The organism is Methanobacterium petrolearium (genome assembly GCF_017873625.1).
In the GTDB taxonomy this organism is placed as follows: domain Archaea; phylum Methanobacteriota; class Methanobacteria; order Methanobacteriales; family Methanobacteriaceae; genus Methanobacterium; species Methanobacterium petrolearium.
The window spans coordinates 52,496-73,189 of sequence record NZ_JAGGKL010000007.1 but is presented as its reverse complement, the minus strand read 5'-3'; the positions used below and the strand labels follow the sequence as shown (position 1 = coordinate 73,189).

The window sequence follows — 20,694 nt, the reverse complement described above, 5'->3', positions numbered from 1 at the left end:
TTCATCATAATCTGATTATTGGTTGTTTATGTAATATGTCCCACTTAATCCGATGGCATATTTTCTGTTGTTACGTATTTCCTAACCGTGAAAGCAACTAAAGCCCCTATTGCACTAATTACTGCAAATACAATAAATGTGACATGTAACCCCTCCACGAACAGAGAGTAAGTGCTGGGGATGATTTGAACATCCCCCACAAATCCAGTTAATATGAAAAGCAGAATTCCAAGACTCACTGTCTGGCCAACATATACCATAGTGGAAAGGGTGGCTGAACCCACCCCATAAAATTTATCGGTTAAGGATTCCAGGAAGTTACGATTGGTAGGTGTTGCAAACAAGCCCATACCCAACCCAACCATTGATAGGCCAGTTAAAACAATAACTAATGTGGTTTTTTCACCTAGAGTTGCCAGGGTAAGAAGCCCGATTGTGCAGAGGATTGCTCCGGTGATGTTAATGATGTTGGTAAGTTGGATGTCGCCCCTATCAATGATTCGCCCTACCAGAGGTGATAAAAGCGCCACAAAGAGTGGTTGCACTGACAGGATCATGGCAGTGGTAAGCGGATCCAAACTTCGCAGATCTTGTAAGTAGAGGCTGAGAAGCGTCCACATCGCCGAGGTGGCAACAGTAACCAGAGCAAGTGCTACGCCTGAAAGGCTGGTCCTCCTGTTTTTGAATATGTCCAATGGAATAACTGGATTTGGACATTTTTTTTCAACCATATAAAAAGTAACTAATCCAATTATACCCATAACCAGCATTAACTTCCCTAATGATCCGTGCAGGGTTGAAATTCCGTACATTAGGAGGGATAATGATGATGCATAAATAATCGACCCTAATAAATCGAATTTTTCACCATCAGAACTTTTCCATTCACCTTTAAACCAGGTAAAGATTATTATTAATGCGAACAAACCTAGAGGTACATTGGCAAAGTATATGCTTCTCCATCCCAAATTCTGGGCCAGGAAACCTCCAAGGAGGGGTCCGAAAACCAGCCCTAAATATACGGCGGTAACATATATTCCCAATACTCTTCCCCTCATTTTATGGGGATATATAGAAATGAGAAGAGCAATTGCAGTGGCAAATATCATTGCACTACCCAAACCTTGCAGAAAGCTGAACAGCAAGATCATCATACCTGAATTAGAAAAACCTGCCAGTAAAGATGCAATAGTGTAAATTATTATTCCACAAGTGAACACTTTCCTGCGGCCATGAATATCTGCCAATCTGCCGAAGGGTAGGACCAGGGCTGCGTTGGCCAGTACAAATGCATTGGGTATCCACCCCAGCATCAAAATATTAATTGCAAGATCCTTCTGGATCAAGGGAAGTGCTATACTGAGGGATGAACCCATAAACGGTATCAAAAACGAGCTAATAACCACCAGGAGCAAACTCACCTTTTGTAGTGATGTTGTTGTTTCAACAGTTTTGGTGGCCATCAGTTAATCACCTTAAAATAATTTTAGGTAACCACCTAAATCCTTTCCATAGGTAATCACACCATATAATACTGTAAAATGATAGGTATAACTATGTTAGCTGATCTGGTAATCGATTATAGATAGATGGTTAATTGATTATGGATAACTAATAATATGTTATAGTGATATTAATCTAAATTATGTAGATCCAAAAGAAGGGAGAATTGTATAAATGAATATTGAATGTCCTTACTGTGAAAAATTGACTGACTACAATTTTGGTGACCCAATCATCCAGACCCATCACTGGATCGTGTTTCTTGCTCCCAATCAGAGTAATCTGGCAACCTGCGTAGTGGCACTTAAACGGGACAAAAAGACTCTAAGTGGCCTTAAAAATGAGGAATGGGAAGATTTCGTCCAATTGCTCGAGAGAATGGAAAAATCAGTGAAAATTGCCTTTGACGCCACTCTTTTTAACTGGGGTTGTTTGATGAACACTTTTTACATGGAAGACACCCTGGAACCCCACCTGCACTGGCATTTCATCCCACGTTATAATCATCCGGTTGAATTTGCTGGTCACACCTTCGAAGACCCTCATTTTGGTTATATGCGTCCCAGACCACCGAAAGAGATCTCTGAAGATGTTCGAAACCAGATTGCTGATAAAATCAGGAAATTTCTTTAATATTTTCAAAAAGTAACAATAAAAAAAATGCAAATTAAAAATAACACGATTTACAATTATCAAATTTTCATTGGGTGAATATATTTACAAAATAATTACTGTTTTACAATAATTACTGTGATAAGATCCATGATGGCACCAAACTGGGAAAACGTTCATTCAGAGTTATTTTTTTCCTTTAAACGATTATTTAGTTCCTGTATGGCCTCTTCCACTTGGAGACGAACGTACCATTTTTTATCATCCATGGCTGCCAGTAATGGTTTGATTGCTCGCTCATCACCGATCATGCCCAGTGCTCCTGCAGCGTGTCTGCGTACACTGACATCATCATCTTTTAAGGATTCAATAAGTGGAGGAACAGCTTTTTCATCACCGATCATACCAAGGGCTTCTTCAGCAGCACTGCGAAAACTGTAATCATCATCTTTAAGAGCATCTATTAAATGATCAACTGCTCCAGGATCCCCTAAATGGCCAAGGGCAATTGCAACATTGTTTCTGATCTTTTCATCTTTTAATGATTCTAAAAGGGGTACCAGCGCCCGTTCATCTCCAATTTCGCCCAGAGCTTCGGCAGCATGCTGGCGCACGTACCATTTTTCATCGAGAAGTGTGTTTAGAAGGAATAATGTGGAATTGGCTGTGCCGATTTTGCCAAGTGAACTGGCTGCATTCCATCTTACATCAGGATCATCATCTTCCAATGCTTTTATTAATGACTTTTCCACACTTTCTTCTTTGAATCTTCCCAGTGCCCTGGCTGCCGTGGCACGGTTTTTTTGGTTGCCCTTTTGCAAGGTTTTGATAAGACCCTTTACATCCCCTTCATTTTCAAGTTTTTCCACATCTGGATTGAAACTTCCATCAAAAATACTCATAAATATGTTTCCCCCCTCAAGAGGCATTCATTTCTTTTGTAATGATTCGAAATTAATCTTAATTTATTAAGTACCGAGATCAGTGGTTTTTGATTCTTAAAAAATTAATTATATTCCAGCATCACTTTTTAGAGTACTTGTGAAAATCTTCAATGAAATCCTGGGCATTAGGATTTACAGTGACAAATTCCATGAATTTTCTCAGTTTATTTATGGTTGAAACATCCACTACATGTTCCATGGAACAGGCATCTTTTTCAGCTACCTCTTCATCTACTCCTAAAAGGAGTAAAAAATCTTTGAGAAGTTTATGTTTGCTGTTAACAATTTTTGCAATCCTGAGCCCCTCATCTTTTAACTTAATTGTCCCATAACGTTCATAAGAGACCATGTCCATCTGTGAAAGTTTTTTTACTGCTTCGACCACACTGGGGGGTTTTACACCCAGTCTTTTGGCCACGTCTTTCACCCGGATGGATCCCTGTTTCTGCTCCAATGAATACATCACCTCCAGATAATCTTCCACACTACGGGTGATTTTTGGGGAATCTACACTCATGGTATTATTTCTGTTTTTCTTATTCTATTAAATTTTATCTAATGCAAGGGAAAAAATGAAAAGACATGAAGAAATTATATGATTAAAATAATCTTATCAGGTGATGTATGGAAAATCCTTATAAAGTCTAATATAGATAGATGATGTGTGATTAGTGTGAATGAAAAAGGAATAATGAAAATTCTAGTATGGAGTTTATCAAATGCCTAACTTTGATATTGAACTGGCCTTTTTAACTAGCATAATACTGGGTCTTGTTCTGGCATTCTTAAAGATTGGCGGCATATTTGCACTGGTTTTTGTTGGTTTTGTGGCTGTTTTCCTTACTAATGAAGATGATGCCAGCTATAAAATAGGGGCGATGACAGCTGGTGCATTATATTTCATCTATTTTGTTACTAGCCTATTTATTTCACCAGATATACCCTATCAACTACCTAACCCCCTAGGAATAGGAGTAGGTTATGCCTTTGAAGGTTTGTTCACTCTCCTGTTAAGTCTGATTGTGGGTGTACTGTTCTACGGATTGTTGGGTGCTATTGGAGGATATTTTGCTGACAAACTTTTCAAACCTCAGGACAAACCAAAACGTCCTAAACAAGGTAGGGTAAAAAGGAAAGTTGTCAAACGAAGAACCAAACCACAAAGAAGAACCCTCCAGAGAAAAGTCGGATGATTGTTACAATTTAGTTAAACAAGACAATAATTTTTTTTCCAAATTCCCCAATATAATTGAAAGTTTACTTTAAAAAAAATCATTGCTTTAATTAAACATAAAAAATTAGAATAGAACCTATAAAAAATTAAAGAAATATTTTATATTAAAAAAAAAATGGGAAAATATAGATATTTTTTTCTCTAGACCTTTGATAAAATGAAAAATGTGATTGTTGTAGGATCAGGTGCGGGTGGAGCAACTGTTGCCCGGGAACTGGCAAAAAACAAAATCAAGGTAACACTTCTTGAAAAAGGATGCAGCACTACAGCGGATAAGGCTCACCAATACTATGACAACCTTGATGTTGGAGTTGAATTGCTTAAAACTACATGTTTAGGTGGTACCACCTTGGTTACTGTAGGAAATGCTGTGAGAACCTACCAGACAGAATTTCAAAAAATGGGAATCAACCTGGAAAATGAATTCCAGGAGGTTGAAAGTGAACTGAATGTTGGAACACTTCCAGACACCCATTTTGGAGAAGGTACTTTAAGGATAATGGAAGCTTCTTCCGTGCTGGGTTTACCCATGGAAAAAATGCCTAAATCCATAAATCCTCAAAAATGTGTTCCCTGTGGTATGTGTGCATTGGGATGTCCTCGCAATGCCAAGTGGAACTCCCTGAAATATCTTGAGGAAGCTGAAAAATTGGGGGTTAAGATCATTGATAACACCCCCGTAACTGAGATCACAACCAACAATGGACAGGTAACAGGTGTTTGCAGCCATGACCATGAATACAGTGCAGATCTGGTGATATTATGTGCTGGTGCTATTGAAACTCCACGATTGCTTAGATCCGCTGGGATAACGGCTGGAGAAAAGCTATTTGTTGATACTTTTATTACTGTGGGTGGTGTTCTACAGGATATTAATTTTTATAAAGAAGTTTCTATGAATGCATTGTATAAAGGTGATGGATTCATTTTAGCACCACATTATTCTGGTTTACTTACTTCTCGCCTTGAAAAAAAAGGTTTCAGTAAATCAGATATTTTAGGTATGATGGTGAAGATCAAGGATGAAATATCCGGATGTGTGGATGAGGATGTGGTGGTTAAAAATAACACCTCCCATGATCTTGGTCTTCTTGCTGAAGGATCAACCCTTGCCGGTGCCATTCTCACCAGGGCAGGTGTAGATCCCAGCACCCTAATTTCCACTCAGGCCAGGGGTGCCCATCCTGGAGGAACAGCAGCCATTGGTGAAGTTGTGGACATGAATCTGGAAACAGAAATTCAGGGCCTGTACGTGTGTGATGCCAGTGTATTCCCCAGTGCACCAGGTGCACCACCTGTTTTAACTATTTTGGCACTGGCTAAGAGGTTAGGGAAACACATCTCATTATGCTAAAATAGGCAAACACCTCATTATATTAAAATATGCAAACATCCCATTATACTAAAAACTCATTATACTAAAAACTCATTATACTAAAAACTCATTATACTAAAAACTCATTATACTAAAAACTCATTATACTAAAAACTCATTATACTAAAAATATACTCAATATCACTAAAACCATTTATAAGAAAAGCTGTTTCATCTTCTGTTGTATCAATACAAAAATATATTCGTAAATAAGTTCAATTTGGATGAGAAGTAAATTCGACGTATTAATCTAATCAAAAAAAATCAATTAAAAATCATACAAACAATAAGAAAAATAGGCTTCCCCCAGATGAACCAGGGAAAGCATGTATTTAAATAGCCCTTTGGAGGCGGTGTGCTATTTAAATAAATCTGATGTCATGTCTGTTTTTTTTAGGTGGGTACCAGGTCCCTTCCATAAGTTTCATTCAAAACCTGTGCCAGACCAACATAGACTGCGGCAAATCCTGTGAATATTCCTTCGTATCCAGCTATCAGAGATATTGTTGTATTACCAGTTACCTCTCCTATTGCCAGTAGGAAGAACAGCACTGCCAGTGCTCCAAAGATCACTTGCAGTCCTCGGCTGAGTTTTAAGGTTCCAATGAACATTACCAGTGTGAATAATCCCCACATGACAAGGTATGATGCCAGTGCCATTGCATCTGGGGCTGCTGCCAGGTTCATCTGGGGGAGTACCAGGAGAAGTACGAAGCTCCACCAGAAGAGTCCGTATGATCCAAACGCCACAGTTCCAAAGGTGTTACCTTTTTTGTATTCCATGGCACACGCCATTATCTGGGCAATCCCCCCATAAGCTATTCCCATGGCCAGTATCATACTGTTCATTGGGAACAGCCCGGCATTATGCACATTCAACAGCACTGTGGTCAAACCAAACCCTAATAATCCTAAAGGTGCCGGGTTGGCTGTTAAATCTTCTATCATAACATGTTTTTTGTTTTCTTCCATATTATCACCCCTAAGGGTTTTAATTTGATCTAAATCATCTCCTTTTTTATTTATTTCCTGTTATTTGGGATTTTTTTTAGTTATTAAAGTTTTTATTCAGCTTTTTATATTTTTGCAATTTTTTTCCTTTTTTTTTATTCTTCTACAGTTTTTTATTCTTCTAAGGTGGACGTATCTCCCAGATCCTCACCCATTTCATGGGCCCGGAGGATTCTACGCATGATCTTACCACTCCTGGTTTTGGGTAGTTTGTCCACCTGTACGATTTCACCAAGAACTGCCACAGGTCCCAGTTCATGACGCACATGCTTTTTAAGATCCTCAATAAGCTGTGTTTTAAGTTCGTATCCTTCTTTGAGTATTACGAAGGCTTTGATAACTTCTCCCTTAATGGGGTCGGATCTTCCAATGACTGCTGCTTCAACAACTGCAGGATGGGCAACAAATGCAGATTCAACTTCTGCGGAACCTATACGGTGCCCAGCTATCTTAAGGACGTCGTCACTTCGCCCCTGTATCCAGAAGTATCCATCTTCATCTTTGCGTACCATGTCCCCGGCTCTGTAGACGCATCCTGGGAATGTTTTCCAGTAAACATCAAGGAAACGTTCCTCATCTTTATACAGGTTGCGGAACATGGCTGGCCATGGTTTTTTAATAACCAGGTATCCTCCTTTTCCTTCAGGTACCGGGTTGCCTTCTTCATCAACCACATCAGCTTCGATTCCAGGAAATGCTCGGGTAGCAGATCCTGGTTTAAGGGGGGATATGGGTATTGGTGATATAAGGTGCATTCCAGTCTCAGTCTGCCACCAGGTGTCCATTATCGGGCATTTTTCCTTGCCAACATTTTTGTAGTACCACATCCATGCTTCTGGGTTCATGGGTTCTCCAACAGTGCCCAGTATTCGCAGGGAATCCAGGTTATAAAGATTGGTGTATCTGGTTCCGAATCTCATAAGGTGTCTGATGGCTGTTGGTGCGGTGTAGAATTTGGTTACACCATATTTTTCCACGATCTTCCACCATACCCCAGGATCAGGGTAGTCTGGGGCGCCTTCATATACTACAGTGGTGGTTCCCAATAGTAGTGGTCCGTAGAGCACATAGCTGTGACCGGTTATCCATCCAATATCTCCAGTACACCACCACAGGTCGTCATCGTGTATGTCAAATATGAGTCGGGTGGTGGTTGCTGTTCCCACCATGTATCCTCCTGTGGTGTGGAGCACACCTTTGGGTTTTCCTGTGCTTCCAGATGTGTATAGGATGAACAGAGGATCTTCTGAATCCATGGGTTCTGGTTCGCAGTATGCTGGTTCACCTTCTATCAATCGGTCATAGAAGATTTCTCGTCCGGATAATTCTGATATTTCAATGGGAGTTCCGGTGTGATTAACCACCACAATTGTTTCCACAGTGGGGCACTGTAGGATGGCTTCATCAGCAATGGACTTCAGGTTAATGACTTTTCCTCTTCTATAAGTTCCATCAGCTGTGAAGAGAACTTTAACCTTGGCATCGTTGATACGATCCACAAAAGCTCCAACACTCAATCCTGAATAGATAACACTGTGAACTGCTCCAATTTTGGTACAGGCCAGTAATGCAATCAGAAGTTCTGGACACATAGGCATATAGGTAGATACAGTGTCGCCTTTTTTAACTCCCAGATTTATAAGTGCATTGGCCAACTTGTTTACCTGGATGTAAAGCTCGTAGAAGGTTATTTTTTTCTCTTCTCCGCGTTCATTTATGTAAATGATTGCTACTTGGTTTCTTTTTTCAGTTTCAATCCACCGGTCAACGGCGTTGTAAGCCAGGTTTATTTTTCCATTTACGAACCATTTATAAAATGGTTTGTTAGAATCATCAAGGACTTTATCCCATTTTTGGAACCATTCAAACTGCTCAGCATTATCTGACCAGTACTTTTCTATGTCTTTGCCCTTTTCAATTTCTTCATCCCAGTTTTTAATCAGGGCTCGTTTTTTGATCTCTTCACTTGGTTCAAAAACTCTTCTTTCATCAAGAAGTACCGTGGTATCATGTACCATTATTCTCACGCCTTTTTATCTTATTTAAAGCTGTTTCAACTGTGTTTGTTACTAAGTTCTTCTTAGTATATATATTTTACTATTATTAATCATTATAAATGATGATTAATCATTATAAATTTAATTAATCATTACAAATGTTGAGTGCGATAAATATAATACATTTTGATATATTGATATTAAACTTTACATCTATTTATGTATAATCCTATGTATAATCCAATTCGCCTGCCGTGTACATCCTCTGGAGTTCTGTGGCATTTATCAATTCATAAGATTTGTATGGATTATTCACATATGGGAATAACATTCCACCCAACATATAGACGTAAGCAGGTACTGTTCCATATGTTTTTCGTAAAATTTGGAAATACAGTGGAAATCCACATCCCTGAATAAACACAGGGTTGCCCTTCCTTGCATCACCATGCCATGCCATGGGGATGGGACCTTCTTGACCATGTTCACGTGCCAGTGTGTATACATGGTCCATGGCTTCATCATAAGTATCAAACACAATCCCGTCTGATTTATATTTATATCTCCCATCAGGAATACCAAATAAAGCAATTTTAAGCGAGTCCCAGTAATTGGTGTCTCCTTCAGCACCAGTACCCTGAGTATCGATGAAAGCAAGTTCAATGATAAATACATCTCCCTCCTGGTAACTCCGATAATTGGAACTACCTCCAAAGTGACAGATCAGTGCAGTTTTTGATCTGCTTTCCTCAGCATATTTAGCCAATAGCTCGGAATGAATATGTCCTGGATAAAAATCCGGGTTTGCTAATTTTACAAAGGCAACTCTCCCTAAAGGAGCAATTGGGCCACTGGAAACTGTGATAACAGAATAACCAACTATCACTACCACAATGGCAATTACAACTAACGACCATTTCATTTTCATTTTCACCTTATTTTCCACCTTATTTTCTAACTATTCATCAAATTAACATCCATATTAAAGAAAGATCATGACCGTGCATTTCATAAGAAAACTGATAAAACGTGTGCCACAATGCCCCCGACAATGAATGCCGTTATTAAATTAGCAGCTGAAATTACACTGGCTGCTTTTACTCCAAATTCACGGATCAATATACTTAATGTTGATAAGCAGGGCAAATATAACATCCCAATTAATGCCAAAACAATGAACTGGGAGGAAGTAAGTGCAAGGGAAAGATCAGTTCCCACAAAGGATACCAGTGTCAATAAAACGAACTCCTTACGCACTATACCAACAATGAGGAGTATGCCTGCAAAGGCAGGGAGTTTTAACCAGCCCACAGTCAAAGGTATCATAAAATTGCTTATTGGTTCAAGAACTCCCAATACATAAAATAACTGGATTACTGCACTTCCTATTATGAAAACAGGAATTACCATATAAGCTAAAGATTTAGTTCGGTTCCATGTGTCTTTAAGAATAACAGATGAAGATGGAATTCTTAAAGAGTGCATTTCCATTATAAGAGAGGTGGATTCACCAGGCATGGCTTTCAAAGCTATTTTTCCCATTATAAAAATTATAATTAAATCCAGAATATATAGTGCCAGAGCCCACCATATGCTAACAAAGACTGCCACTAAACTTAATATGATGATGGTCCTTGCAGAACAGGGTGCAAATGTTATGGCAAATGCTGCTAAAAGACGTTCTCTTTTAGTTTCCAATATTCGAGTACTGTCAATGGCAGGTACACTGCATCCATAACCTAGCACCAATGGGATCAGTGCTTTACCATGTAGACCTATTTTTTGCATAAAACTATCCATCATAAATGCTACTCTAGTTAAAAGACCAGAGTTCTGAATGTAGGACAGCAGTATATAGAATGGAATTATAAAAGGAACAATTAAAGTTAAACCAGCAACCAGACCACCAAATGCACCATTCCATAAAACAGCAAGTAATGGACCAGATAAAACAGGGTCAACAGGTTGGAAAAATCCCATGACATTCGTGATTATGCCTGAGAGAAAATTTCCAATGATGAATGTCCATACCAACAAACCAATGATAACCAGTGCAGAGGTGAAATAACCATAAACCGGGTGGATTAATATTTTATCCAGTTTTTCAGATAATGTTATTTTGAATTCAGTCCGTTTTTGAGCTCCTGCAGCTATTTTACTGGCCAGTGCATATCTTTCCGAAGCCATAATTGCAAAAGAGGGCTCATCATGGATTTTTTCCAGTTCAAGTGCCAGATGATTGGCAAACTGAATTGATCGAACCGATGTGGATTGAACGATCTTGCTGATTTCAGGATCATTTTCCAGTAGTTTTATAGCCACCCAACGGTTAGGGTATCCCACATGAACTTTCTCAGATTTCAGGAAAGTTTCAAGGCTTTTAATGGTTTTTTCAACTTCTCCGCCATATTCAATTAAATTTTCTTGATTTTTAGTTTTAGCAACTTTCATTGCTTCTTTTACAAGTTTTTGTAATCCTTCACCAGTAACTGCCACTGTTGGGACTACTGGAACACCAAGCGCTTTTTCTAACTTCTCAGCGTCAATATTGTATCCCTTTTGCCGGGCAATATCCATCTGATTAACACATACCACCATGGGAACTTTCATTTCCATTAACTGTAGGGTGAAAAAAAGGTTTCTCTCCAGTACAGATGCATCCAACACATTGATTACAATTTCTGGTTTTTCATGTGCTATGTATTCCCTGGATACAATCTCCTCCATGGAAAAAGTTGAAAATGAATATATGCCTGGTAAATCTATTATGTGGATTTTATGACCCTGGTAGAAAAGATTTCCTTCGGCACGTTTCACTGTCTTACCCGGCCAGTTGCCCACCACCTGGTCAGATCCAGTCAAATAGTTAAAAATAACACTTTTACCCACATTAGCGTTTCCAGCCAGGGCAATGGTAATATCACAATTTGATGAAGAAACCTTATCTTCACATGGTTTTTTTAGTTCTTTTTTTTGTGAAAGACTCTTTTCATACTCTTTTTTTTCGATACAATCCGGGATCTTAACCATATGATAGTGCTCCTTCATCAGGTGGATCTTCCCGAATGATCTCCACAAAAACGTTTTTTGCTATATCTCTTCCCAGGGCAAGATCCGATCCTCTAACCAGGATTTTAACTGGCCCTTTGAAAGGTGCCACTTCAAGAACAGATATTTCTGCACCTATGGTAATCCCCATGTCCATTAAACGTCGAATAACCTTATAATCTCCTCTAATAAATGATACTTTACCTTTTTCTGTTCTTTTCATGTTGGTAATAGAGACCAAGTTTTTATCACGTTTTCCAACCTGGTTAATTTCTTCCCGTCTTCGTATTCGGCATTCATCACAGGTTTGGAATTTAAAATCGCAGACTGGTATCAATTCTTCATCGTCAGGACATTCATCAGGTTGTTCCAGTAGTTGGCATAATGCGCGTTCAGCATCATCAGAAAGAGAGTGTTCCATTTCACAGGCTTGATCATGAACCTTTTCTTTTTTGATATGAAGCACATCGTGTAAGAATCTTTCTAAAAGACGGTGCTTTCTGGTAATTTTCGAGGCTATGGCATAGCCATCTTCAGTAAGAGTGACTCCCTGGTAGGGAGAGTAATCAACATAACCCCGTGTTTTTAGTCGTTTTATCATCTGGGAAACACTGGCAGGAGCTATATTTAACATTTTAGATATTTTGGTAGTCTTCACAGGTCGCTCTTCCAGTGAGAGTTTGTAGATAACTTCGAGATACTCCTCTGCATTATCGCTTAGAGTCTTTTCAGATGACATTTCTGGTTCACCTAAACCTAAGTTTGGTTTTTAAGTATATAAAAGTTAGGGTAACCTAAGACTATTTCAATGGATTTCCCCATGTGCTTGACCTTACTTTGTATATATTTATTCAATAAGAATTATTTTACAAAATAGAGTATGAATCCTTAAAAATTGCAGGCAAGATTTGAAAGTTCAGAAAAAAAATAAAAAAAAGGTAAGTCACTTGGACTTACATCATTGGTGGCATTCCACCAGGCATTCCACCAGGCATTCCACCAGGCATTCCACCCATACCTTCCATGTCAGGTTCGGATGGTCCGCTAGATGCAATCATGTCGTCAATACGCAGAATCATCTCGGCTGCTTCAGCTGCTGATTGGATGGCCTGTTTTTTAACTTGGCGTGGTTCAATAACATTTTCATCTTTCATATCAACAACTTCGCCCTTGAAAACATTCAATCCAATTAGATGGTTCTGTTCATGGGCTGCACGTAGATCTACCATTGCATCAATCTGGTCAAGTCCAGCGTTTTCAGCCAGAGTTTTGGGAACAATTTCTAGGGCTTCGGCAAAGGCTGCGATTGCTAATTGTTCTCTGCCACTGATGGTGTCAGCGTATTCTCTTAATCCTTTGGCTATGGCTACTTCTGGTGCTCCTCCACCAGCAACAACTTTACCATCTTCTAATGTGGCAGCAACAACACCAATTGCATCTTCAACTGCTCTTTCCACTTCTTCAGCTACGTGGCGAGTACTTCCACGTAGTATGATGGATACTGCTTTTGGTTGGCTGCATTCTTCCACGAAGATAAGTATTTCATCGAAGATTTTCTTTTCATAGACTTTACCAGCATGTCCCAAGTCTTCTGAAGTCAGGTCTTCAATGTTAGTGACCAGTTGTCCGCCGGTTGCTTTTCCTAAGCGTTCCATGTCCGATTTTCTTACCCGTTTAACTGCGATGATTCCTTCTCTGGCAAACAGGTGCTGGGCAAGGTCATCGATTCCTTTTTGACAGAAGACCACGTTGGCACCGGTAGCCACGATTTGGTCCACCATGTCCTTGACCATCTGTTCTTCCTGTTCAATGAACGCCTGCATCTGGGCAGGGTCAGTGAGTTTGATTTTGGCATCGGTTTCCAGATCTTTAACTTCTATTGGATATTTTAGAAGGGCAATTTTAGCGTTTTCTATGCTTTTTGGCATGGAATTGTCGGCTCTGCTTTTGTCAATTACCACTCCATTAACGATCTGGGAGTCGTTGACTGTTGCACCCTGAATTCTGTGGATGTTTATGTGGTCTTTGTCCACTTCTCCATCTTCTTCCACCTGCATCACTGCACTGACCACCAATTCCGCCAATGGTTCTCTGGCAGTTTCGGTTCCTTTACCAGTCATTGCAGTCATTGCAACCATACGGAGGGTGTCAGAGTCATGAGCGTCCATGGAAATCTCATTCAAGAGTTCCTGTGCCTTGGCTGCTGCTTTCCGGTATCCCATTACCAGGGTGGTTGGGTGTATTTCCTGTTCTAAGAGTTCTTCTGCTTTTTTGAGCAGTTCTCCGGCAATTATTACTGCAGTGGTGGTTCCGTCTCCCACTTCATCTTCCTGGGTTTTGGCTACTTCCACCAGCATTTTGGCTGCAGGGTGTTCGATGTCCATTTCTTTGAGTATGGTTACACCGTCGTTGGTTACTACGATATCTCCCATGCCATCCACCAGCATCTTGTCCATACCTTTTGGACCGAGAGTTGTTCTGATGGTTTCTGCGAGAATCTTTCCAGCCATAATATTCATTCTCTGAGCATCTCTTCCTAAAACTCGAGAAGAACCTTCTGGCATTATAATAATAGGTTGGCCTTGACCTTGGCCACCTTGTCCTCCTAGTTGTGCCACGATATCATCTCCTATTTTTCTCAATTGGTAATTTATCAGTGGGTTAGAGGTTATATAAATATGTTGTGATCAACCTTTTTTACATATGGATAGAAAGAAAGAATCCATAATTATCTATGATGATTGATTTATGGACTTTACTACGATTGATTTATGGACTTTACTACGATTGATTTATGGACTCTGCTATGATTGATTTAGGGACTTTACTATGATTGATTTATGGACTTACGTTACCTAAAAAAATAAACACCATTTAATAGAAAAAAATAAACTAAACACAACCATAAATTTCATAATACATATTAAATTTAAAGTACTATATCTTTATTAAAAAGAGGTGAAAAAATGGCAGCTAATTTACACGTAATTACCAGTAAAAAAGGGGGATGGGATGTTAAAAGGGACGGGGCTGTGAAGGCTTCTGGACATTTTGATACCAAAGAAGAAGCAATTGAATTTGCAGAAAAAGAGGGTGAACGCTACAATGTGGAAGTATTTATCCACAGTGAAGATGGAAAAATCGAGAAGAGAGAAGAGTTCGGGAAGAAACTTTACCCAGGATAATTTAACAATATTCCTGTATTATTGGACTAAACTCGAAATTAGTTTAATATTCAATTTATTTTTAATCTCCCAGTTTGTATTCAAATTCCCAGATGAACTTCCCAGTGTGTTCACATCCAGCCAGGTGTTCCATCTCATGGGAAACCCCATAAGCTGCGGATCCCTCAAAACTTAGGGGGCCTTCAATTTTCTTAAGTGTTATCTCCATGGAGTCAGGATTTAGTTCTGCGAGAATAATTTTCTGAGCATCAAGTTGGACCTGGAAAGGTCTTTCCACAAGTTCACGTTCATTTTTATTGCCACATTTTTCCAGACGCAAAATTCTACCCTGAGTAGAGATGAGCTGTGGGTTTACAAAAAGCGTAACCCTCTCCAGAGTGTAACCTAACCTATCAATTTCATTGTAGCGGGTGATCTTCTCTTTTACTGCCATTGCCTCTAAATCTTTGGTCTTGAAACTCCAGTCACCACCGAATTTCAGGGAAAAAAGAACTGGAATGAAAGCATCCGGTTGAATATTCAGATCTTTTATGACCCTTTTCTCAGCTAAATTGAAAGAAAGCTGTTTTTTCAGTTTATCGAATTCTGCACCACTGCAAAGTGGATCATCCAAAAGATCACCGCCTAATAAGATCAAAAATAATATGGGAAAAATTAGAAAAAAATGAAATTAACGTTACTATTTGCTCTTATGATCGGCAATGGCCTTATCCACCACATCAATGATGGCAGGATCCAAATTATCCCCTTCACGGATTACCAGGGGAATATTGTCACAGTACACCACTTCCAGCCCTGCCTGCAGAGCGTCCTTGGTGGCCACATCCACCGCTGCTGCCTTGAGTTCTGTGAGCATAACATCAACTTCATCAATGTATTTCTCAATATCCTTCTGAAGCAAGGGACGGTTAGACAGGTAGGGGGTGGTTCCAACTACAGTACAGCCATGTTCCTGTTCCAGGTGTTTTATGAGAACATCCTTAATTGAATCAGGAGCTGTGGTAGCAAATAAGACCCGTTTACCCTCCACTGATTCTAAAGGTTTGGGACGGAAAACCGTGGGTATAACCGTGGCTTCAGGGTTGAATTCATTTATGAATTTTTCAATGCGTTGGATTTTCTTTGGACTGGCCATGGGTTCTTCACACATGGTTATAACAGCTAAATCTGCCATTTTAATCCGATATGGTCCGAAGAATTTTTCAATGTTAATGATGGGCTGGTTTGCCCCAATAAGAACAATATGTCGGTTGGTTTTAACTGGTGGTATGGCTGCTCCACTTCCTTCCATGATGACAAAATCAGCATCCACTTCATTGGCCAATTGGGCGCCTTTTTTCATGTTAGTTATAAATACTTGGCCCACCATTCCCCCACCACAACGTCGGCAGCCTATGGTGAGTATGCGGCTCATCAGTGCATCTTCCCAGTGATCTGATGCAGCGTGGATACCTTTATCTGACTGTTCCATGAGGTACTGGGGTGTGATCTGGATCTGGTCACCCCTGACGATTTCGGGTTCTTCAGGACCTCCACGGCCCATAGCCACCACACAGGGATTGTAATTTTCATTATGGATTAAACGGGCCGCATAAGCTGATACTGCAGTTTTACCAATTCTTTTACCCGTTCCTAAAATTTTGAGGGATGGTTTGTCCAGTACATCATATTCATCCAGGGGTTGGAATGAAAAATCAGGACCCTCATAGAGTATGCCTTTCTCCAGGACCAGCGATGCTATTTTAAAACGTTTAGAATAATCAACTACTGGTTCGTCACTGAGGTCCATGACAACATCTGCCTGGTGTTCCTCTGCAACTTCTACAATCAAGTCATATGGAATTTTATTATGGTCTGGTCCAAAGTAAACCTTAACTTTGAGTTTTTCACCGATAGATTCTGGTGAAGCGTCTCTTAATTTTTCTGTGCCACCAATAAAAACAGCAGCAACTACTTCGATATGTTCAATGTTATCCAGAGTGTCTAATGCAGATTTAGTAACGGGAAGATAATGTTCACCATCAATCAAGCATACCATCTTCAGTAAGGTGCTCATCTAAAAATCACCAGCCTAAGGGGTTGTTATTTTTTCACATCTTAATTTGTTGGGCAGTTAAAACATCTTCATTTTGGAATCGTATGAGCTCTTTTTTAGACCGTTTAACCAGTTCTGAGAGGCCATTGGAAATGTTAGAAGAAGTTCCTCCGTTGTTAGCGGCGATAATCTCAGAAATAGCGTTGGATAATACAAAAATAGCATATTTGTGTTCGGCTTTGGTGCGGTGTATGTGATGGGGGCTGATGTTGAGGCACAAATACTCCTTACATTCATCTTTCACCTCATACTCATTGTCCAGATGTTTTAAAACGTATACCAAAAATTGATGCAACTGTATAAGCTCATCTTTGTACATATCTATCAGACACCTACAGATTAGTAAATTAAGTAATTAAGGTTCGACCAACAGGAATATATAAACTTTGTACCAAAAACTATACCCATAACACCATAAGCCCAAGGTATATAGTATTAATTAATTACAGGGCATAGTGGGTAAATTACTGTTTACTCATGATTGTAAATAAAGGTTTTGACTGATCAATGAATTTGAAAAAATGGAATCTGGCTTCACAAAGAGCTTTAAATTATAAATTAGGAAGTACGATGGTTATAAAATGAAAATCGTCCAATTAAAAAATGAAAAACGGGTAAACTTGTTGGAAAGGTCACAGCCTGACACAAGCGCTGTTATTAACACCGTGGGAGATATCATCAGTGACGTGAAAAATAGACAAGATGAAGCACTCCGTCACTACACTAAAAAGTTTGATGGTGTCAATTTAAATGAGTTATTGGTGAGTAAAGAAGATATTGAAGAGAGTTTCAATAAAATAGACCCCGAATTAATTGGTAGTCTCAAAAAAGCAGCCCTTAACATTGGGAAATTCCACCAATCTCAATTACCCCTGGATTGGTCAATGGAAGTTGATGATGGTGTGACTGCTGGTCAGATAGTGCGTCCACTGGAAAAGGTGGGATGTTATATACCTGGAGGAAGAGCAGCTTATCCTTCCAGCATCTTGATGACGGTTATACCTGCCAAAGTAGCAGGAGTACAGGAAATAGTCTGTTGCACACCACCAGGAAAAGATGGCAAAGTAAAGGATGTTGTCCTGGCAGCAGCTTATATTGCTGGTGCAGATAAATTATACAGAGTGGGAGGGGCACAGGCCATTGCAGCCATGGCTTATGGGACCCAAACCATCCAGGCAGTGGATAAAATCGTTGGTCCGGGAAACATCTTCGTGACTGCTGCTAAAAAGATGGTTTACGGTCAGGTGGATATTGAATTTCCTGCTGGACCCTCAGAAGTGCTGATCATAGCTGATGAAACTGCAAATCCCAATTTCATTGCACTTGATCTCATGGCCCAGGCAGAACACGACCCCCAGGCAGCAGCTGTGCTAGTAACCACTTCTAAAGAACTGGCACAAAAAGTAAAGGAAAACGTTACCCGAGATCTTCCCCAGATGGAACGAAACGAAATAATTGAACAATCACTGGCCCAGAACGGGTTAATCATCCTGGCTGACACCATCCAGGAATGTGTAGATTTCTCCAATGATTATGCACCCGAGCACCTCATGATCATGACCTCAGATGCAGAGGAAATTGTTCCAGATATCAGAAATGCTGGTTCAATATTCCTGGGAAATTTAACACCAGTTGCAGCGGGAGATTATGGTTCAGGAACTAACCATGTGCTGCCCACATCCTTTTGTGCCAGAATGTACTCTGGTTTATCCACAGAATCCTTCCTGAAAAAACCAACAGTTCAGAAAATAACAAGAGATGGTTTAAAGAATCTTAAAGATGTTGTTATTCCTTTAGCAGAATATGAAGGATTATATGCACATGCTGAGTCATTTAGAAGACGTCTGGATGAAAATTAAAATGAATTTTCCGTTATTAAGACTTGAATTTTCAAAAAGATGAAGAGAAATTAAAAAAAACCACAGATGAGTAAAAATAATTTGTTGACGAAAATTTGTGTCTAAAAGTATTCTGTTGACTAAAATTTCTTAAAAGTTAGAGGGCAATTTATATTAAAACTAGATTCAAATAGTAGTTACAGCATTTTATTATATCATTGAATATAATTCATTTTGTGAATACTTCATGATTCTGATTTAATGCACTATATTACTTATCTTGTAATGTTAAAAAGTAATAAAGATTAGTTTATTATATTAAAACTGAAAATAAAAATCAACTTGTTGTGATATATTAAAATAAGAATATAAAATCGTTTTACGGTGATTATATATGACAGATTCATTAGGAAACTGGAGAAGAACACATTACTCACGAGAACTCGACGATACAATGGATGGTGAATCAGTGACCCTTATGGGTTGGGTTCATGAAATACGTGACCTGGGTGGAATAATATTCGTACTCCTCAGGGACCGGGATGGAATTACCCAGATCACTGCTCCCAGCAAAAAAATCTCGCCAGAACTATTTGGGGAACTTAGAAAACTTAGAAAAGAATCTGTTCTGGCAGTTTTGGGAAATGTGCAGGGATCACCAAAAGCACCAGGAGGTGTTGAAGTGATACCAGAGGAGATCAGATTACTCAACAACTCAGAACAACCACTACCTCTGGATCCCACCGAGAAGGTGCGGGCAGAAATTGACACCAGACTGGATTCAAGATTTCTTGACCTGCGAAAACATGGAGTCAGCGCCATATTTAAAATAAAAAGCACAATGCTCCACTCAATAAGGGTTTATCTTGAAGAAAACGGTTTTCTTGAAGTGAACACCCCTAAACTGGTTGCTTCAGCCACAGAGGGTGGTACTGAGCTTTTCCCTATCACCTACTTTGAAAGGGAAGCATTCCTGGGTCAGAGTCCCCAGCTTTACAAGCAGATGATGATGGGATCTGGTTTTGATAAGGTCTTTGAAATTGCACCCATCTTCCGAGCCGAGGAACATGATACACTCCGCCACCTGAACGAGGTTATCTCCATTGACGTGGAAATGGCATTCGCCAATGACGAAGATGTGATGAATCTTCTTGAGAATTTGGTGCAAAACGCCATCAAAAAGGTTAAAGAGAACTGTCAGGTTGAACTGGAAGATATTGGGGTTGAATTAGAAGTTCCAAAACTTCCATTCCCTCGTCTTGAATACGATGAAGTGATCGATCTTGTTAACTCCAAAGGAGTGACCCTCCGATATGGGGAAGACCTTTCCCGTGCTGCTGAAAAGGCTTTAGGCGAAGCAATGGATGGATACTACTTTATAACTAATTGGCCCACTGATATCAAACCATTCTATGTAATGCCCCATGAAGATGAACCAGATAAAAGTTACGCCTTTGACTTGATGTACAAGGACCTGGAGATATCTTCAGGAGCAACCAGGGTACACCAGCATGACTTACTGGTGGAACGGATTAAAAAACAGGGATTGAACCCAGATTCATTCCAGCGATACCTGGCAGCATTCGAGTATGGAATGCCACCACATGCAGGATGGGGATTGGGAGCTGAAAGATTCACCATGTGCCTCACTGGAATGAAAAATATCCGGGAAACCGTGCTGTTCCCAAGGGATAGGAGAAGGTTGACTCCATAATATTCAACTTTCTTAAAACATTGAAAAAAAACCTTCTAAAAGATTAAAAATTTAAAAAAGTATAAAACAAAAACTCTTTTTTTACTATAAACATATTTTTTTAAAAAAAATTGAATAAAACATGGAGTTATAATAATT

18 protein-coding genes are annotated in these 20,694 nt (G+C 39.5%); 6 read left to right on the top strand and 12 right to left on the bottom strand.

Going from position 1 to position 20,694, the window contains the following annotated elements; translation table 11 throughout:
- Positions 1-44: 44 nt before the first annotated feature.
- Positions 45-1,463, bottom strand: coding sequence for an MFS transporter (locus J2743_RS07895; RefSeq protein ID WP_209626040.1), 1,419 nt, complete (start codon positions 1,461-1,463; stop codon positions 45-47).
- A gap of 214 nt (positions 1,464-1,677) precedes the next feature.
- Between J2743_RS07895 and J2743_RS07890 the strand changes: the two genes are divergently transcribed.
- Positions 1,678-2,136: an HIT family protein gene (locus tag J2743_RS07890; RefSeq protein WP_209626039.1), complete on the top strand. Its 459-nt coding sequence runs from the start codon at positions 1,678-1,680 to the stop codon at positions 2,134-2,136.
- A 155-nt stretch (positions 2,137-2,291) separates the two neighbouring features.
- Here the strand turns inward: J2743_RS07890 and J2743_RS07885 are convergent, their stop codons facing one another.
- The gene (locus tag J2743_RS07885) at positions 2,292-3,017 is read right to left on the bottom strand and encodes a HEAT repeat domain-containing protein (protein ID WP_209626038.1); all 726 of its coding nucleotides are present in this window, start codon (positions 3,015-3,017) and stop codon (positions 2,292-2,294) included.
- A gap of 121 nt (positions 3,018-3,138) precedes the next feature.
- Positions 3,139-3,576: a metal-dependent transcriptional regulator gene (locus tag J2743_RS07880; RefSeq protein ID WP_209626037.1), complete on the bottom strand. Its 438-nt coding sequence runs from the start codon at positions 3,574-3,576 to the stop codon at positions 3,139-3,141.
- Between the two features lie 202 nt (positions 3,577-3,778).
- On the opposite strand from J2743_RS07880, the gene J2743_RS07875 reads away from it, so the two are divergent.
- Positions 3,779-4,252 carry a hypothetical protein gene (locus tag J2743_RS07875; protein ID WP_209626036.1) on the top strand — a complete coding sequence of 158 codons (474 nt, stop codon included), beginning with the start codon at positions 3,779-3,781 and terminating at the stop codon, positions 4,250-4,252.
- Between the two features lie 198 nt (positions 4,253-4,450).
- The gene (locus tag J2743_RS07870; protein ID WP_209626035.1) at positions 4,451-5,647 is read left to right on the top strand and encodes an FAD-dependent oxidoreductase; all 1,197 of its coding nucleotides are present in this window, start codon (positions 4,451-4,453) and stop codon (positions 5,645-5,647) included.
- A 414-nt stretch (positions 5,648-6,061) separates the two neighbouring features.
- Here the strand turns inward: J2743_RS07870 and J2743_RS07865 are convergent, their stop codons facing one another.
- The 6 genes from J2743_RS07865 to thsA all read right to left on the bottom strand — a co-directional run bounded on the left by J2743_RS07865 (position 6,062) and on the right by thsA (position 14,342).
- Positions 6,062-6,640, bottom strand: coding sequence for an acetate uptake transporter (locus J2743_RS07865; protein ID WP_209626034.1), 579 nt, complete (start codon positions 6,638-6,640; stop codon positions 6,062-6,064).
- A 152-nt stretch (positions 6,641-6,792) separates the two neighbouring features.
- Positions 6,793-8,697: an acetate--CoA ligase gene (acs, locus tag J2743_RS07860; RefSeq protein WP_209626033.1), complete on the bottom strand. Its 1,905-nt coding sequence runs from the start codon at positions 8,695-8,697 to the stop codon at positions 6,793-6,795.
- A 208-nt stretch (positions 8,698-8,905) separates the two neighbouring features.
- Entirely contained in the window at positions 8,906-9,598 is a 693-nt protein-coding gene (locus tag J2743_RS07855; protein ID WP_209626032.1) for a hypothetical protein, read from the bottom strand.
- A gap of 86 nt (positions 9,599-9,684) precedes the next feature.
- Positions 9,685-11,724 (bottom strand): ferrous iron transport protein B, encoded by a 2,040-nt coding sequence (gene feoB / locus J2743_RS07850; RefSeq protein WP_245248162.1) that lies wholly within the window; start codon positions 11,722-11,724, stop codon positions 9,685-9,687.
- Positions 11,699-12,463, bottom strand: coding sequence for a metal-dependent transcriptional regulator (locus J2743_RS07845; protein ID WP_209626031.1), 765 nt, complete (start codon positions 12,461-12,463; stop codon positions 11,699-11,701). Before J2743_RS07845 ends, feoB begins: the two co-directional genes overlap by 26 nt.
- Positions 12,464-12,677: 214 nt before the next feature.
- Positions 12,678-14,342, bottom strand: coding sequence for a thermosome subunit alpha (gene thsA, locus J2743_RS07840; RefSeq protein ID WP_337972044.1), 1,665 nt, complete (start codon positions 14,340-14,342; stop codon positions 12,678-12,680).
- 348 nt (positions 14,343-14,690) lie between these two features.
- Here thsA and J2743_RS07835 point away from each other — a divergent pair, with 348 nt between their 5' ends.
- Positions 14,691-14,909, top strand: coding sequence for a DUF2188 domain-containing protein (locus J2743_RS07835; protein WP_209626030.1), 219 nt, complete (start codon positions 14,691-14,693; stop codon positions 14,907-14,909).
- 61 nt (positions 14,910-14,970) lie between these two features.
- Here J2743_RS07835 and J2743_RS07830 read toward each other — a convergent pair whose 3' ends face one another.
- From J2743_RS07830 to J2743_RS07820, 3 genes are all read right to left on the bottom strand, one after another.
- On the bottom strand, positions 14,971-15,522 hold the full coding sequence (locus J2743_RS07830) for a putative ATP-dependent zinc protease (protein WP_209626029.1): 552 nt from the start codon (positions 15,520-15,522) through the stop codon (positions 14,971-14,973).
- Between the two features lie 66 nt (positions 15,523-15,588).
- The gene (locus J2743_RS07825; protein WP_209626028.1) at positions 15,589-16,965 is read right to left on the bottom strand and encodes a 2,3-diphosphoglycerate synthetase; all 1,377 of its coding nucleotides are present in this window, start codon (positions 16,963-16,965) and stop codon (positions 15,589-15,591) included.
- A 34-nt stretch (positions 16,966-16,999) separates the two neighbouring features.
- A complete protein-coding gene (locus J2743_RS07820) occupies positions 17,000-17,323 on the bottom strand; it encodes a UPF0058 family protein (protein WP_209626027.1) in 324 nt (107 codons plus the stop codon).
- 262 nt (positions 17,324-17,585) lie between these two features.
- Here J2743_RS07820 and hisD point away from each other — a divergent pair, with 262 nt between their 5' ends.
- Positions 17,586-18,863 carry a histidinol dehydrogenase gene (hisD, locus tag J2743_RS07815; RefSeq protein ID WP_209626026.1) on the top strand — a complete coding sequence of 426 codons (1,278 nt, stop codon included), beginning with the start codon at positions 17,586-17,588 and terminating at the stop codon, positions 18,861-18,863.
- Between the two features lie 373 nt (positions 18,864-19,236).
- Entirely contained in the window at positions 19,237-20,556 is a 1,320-nt protein-coding gene (aspS, locus tag J2743_RS07810) for an aspartate--tRNA(Asn) ligase (protein WP_209626025.1), read from the top strand.
- Positions 20,557-20,694: the final 138 nt, after the last annotated feature.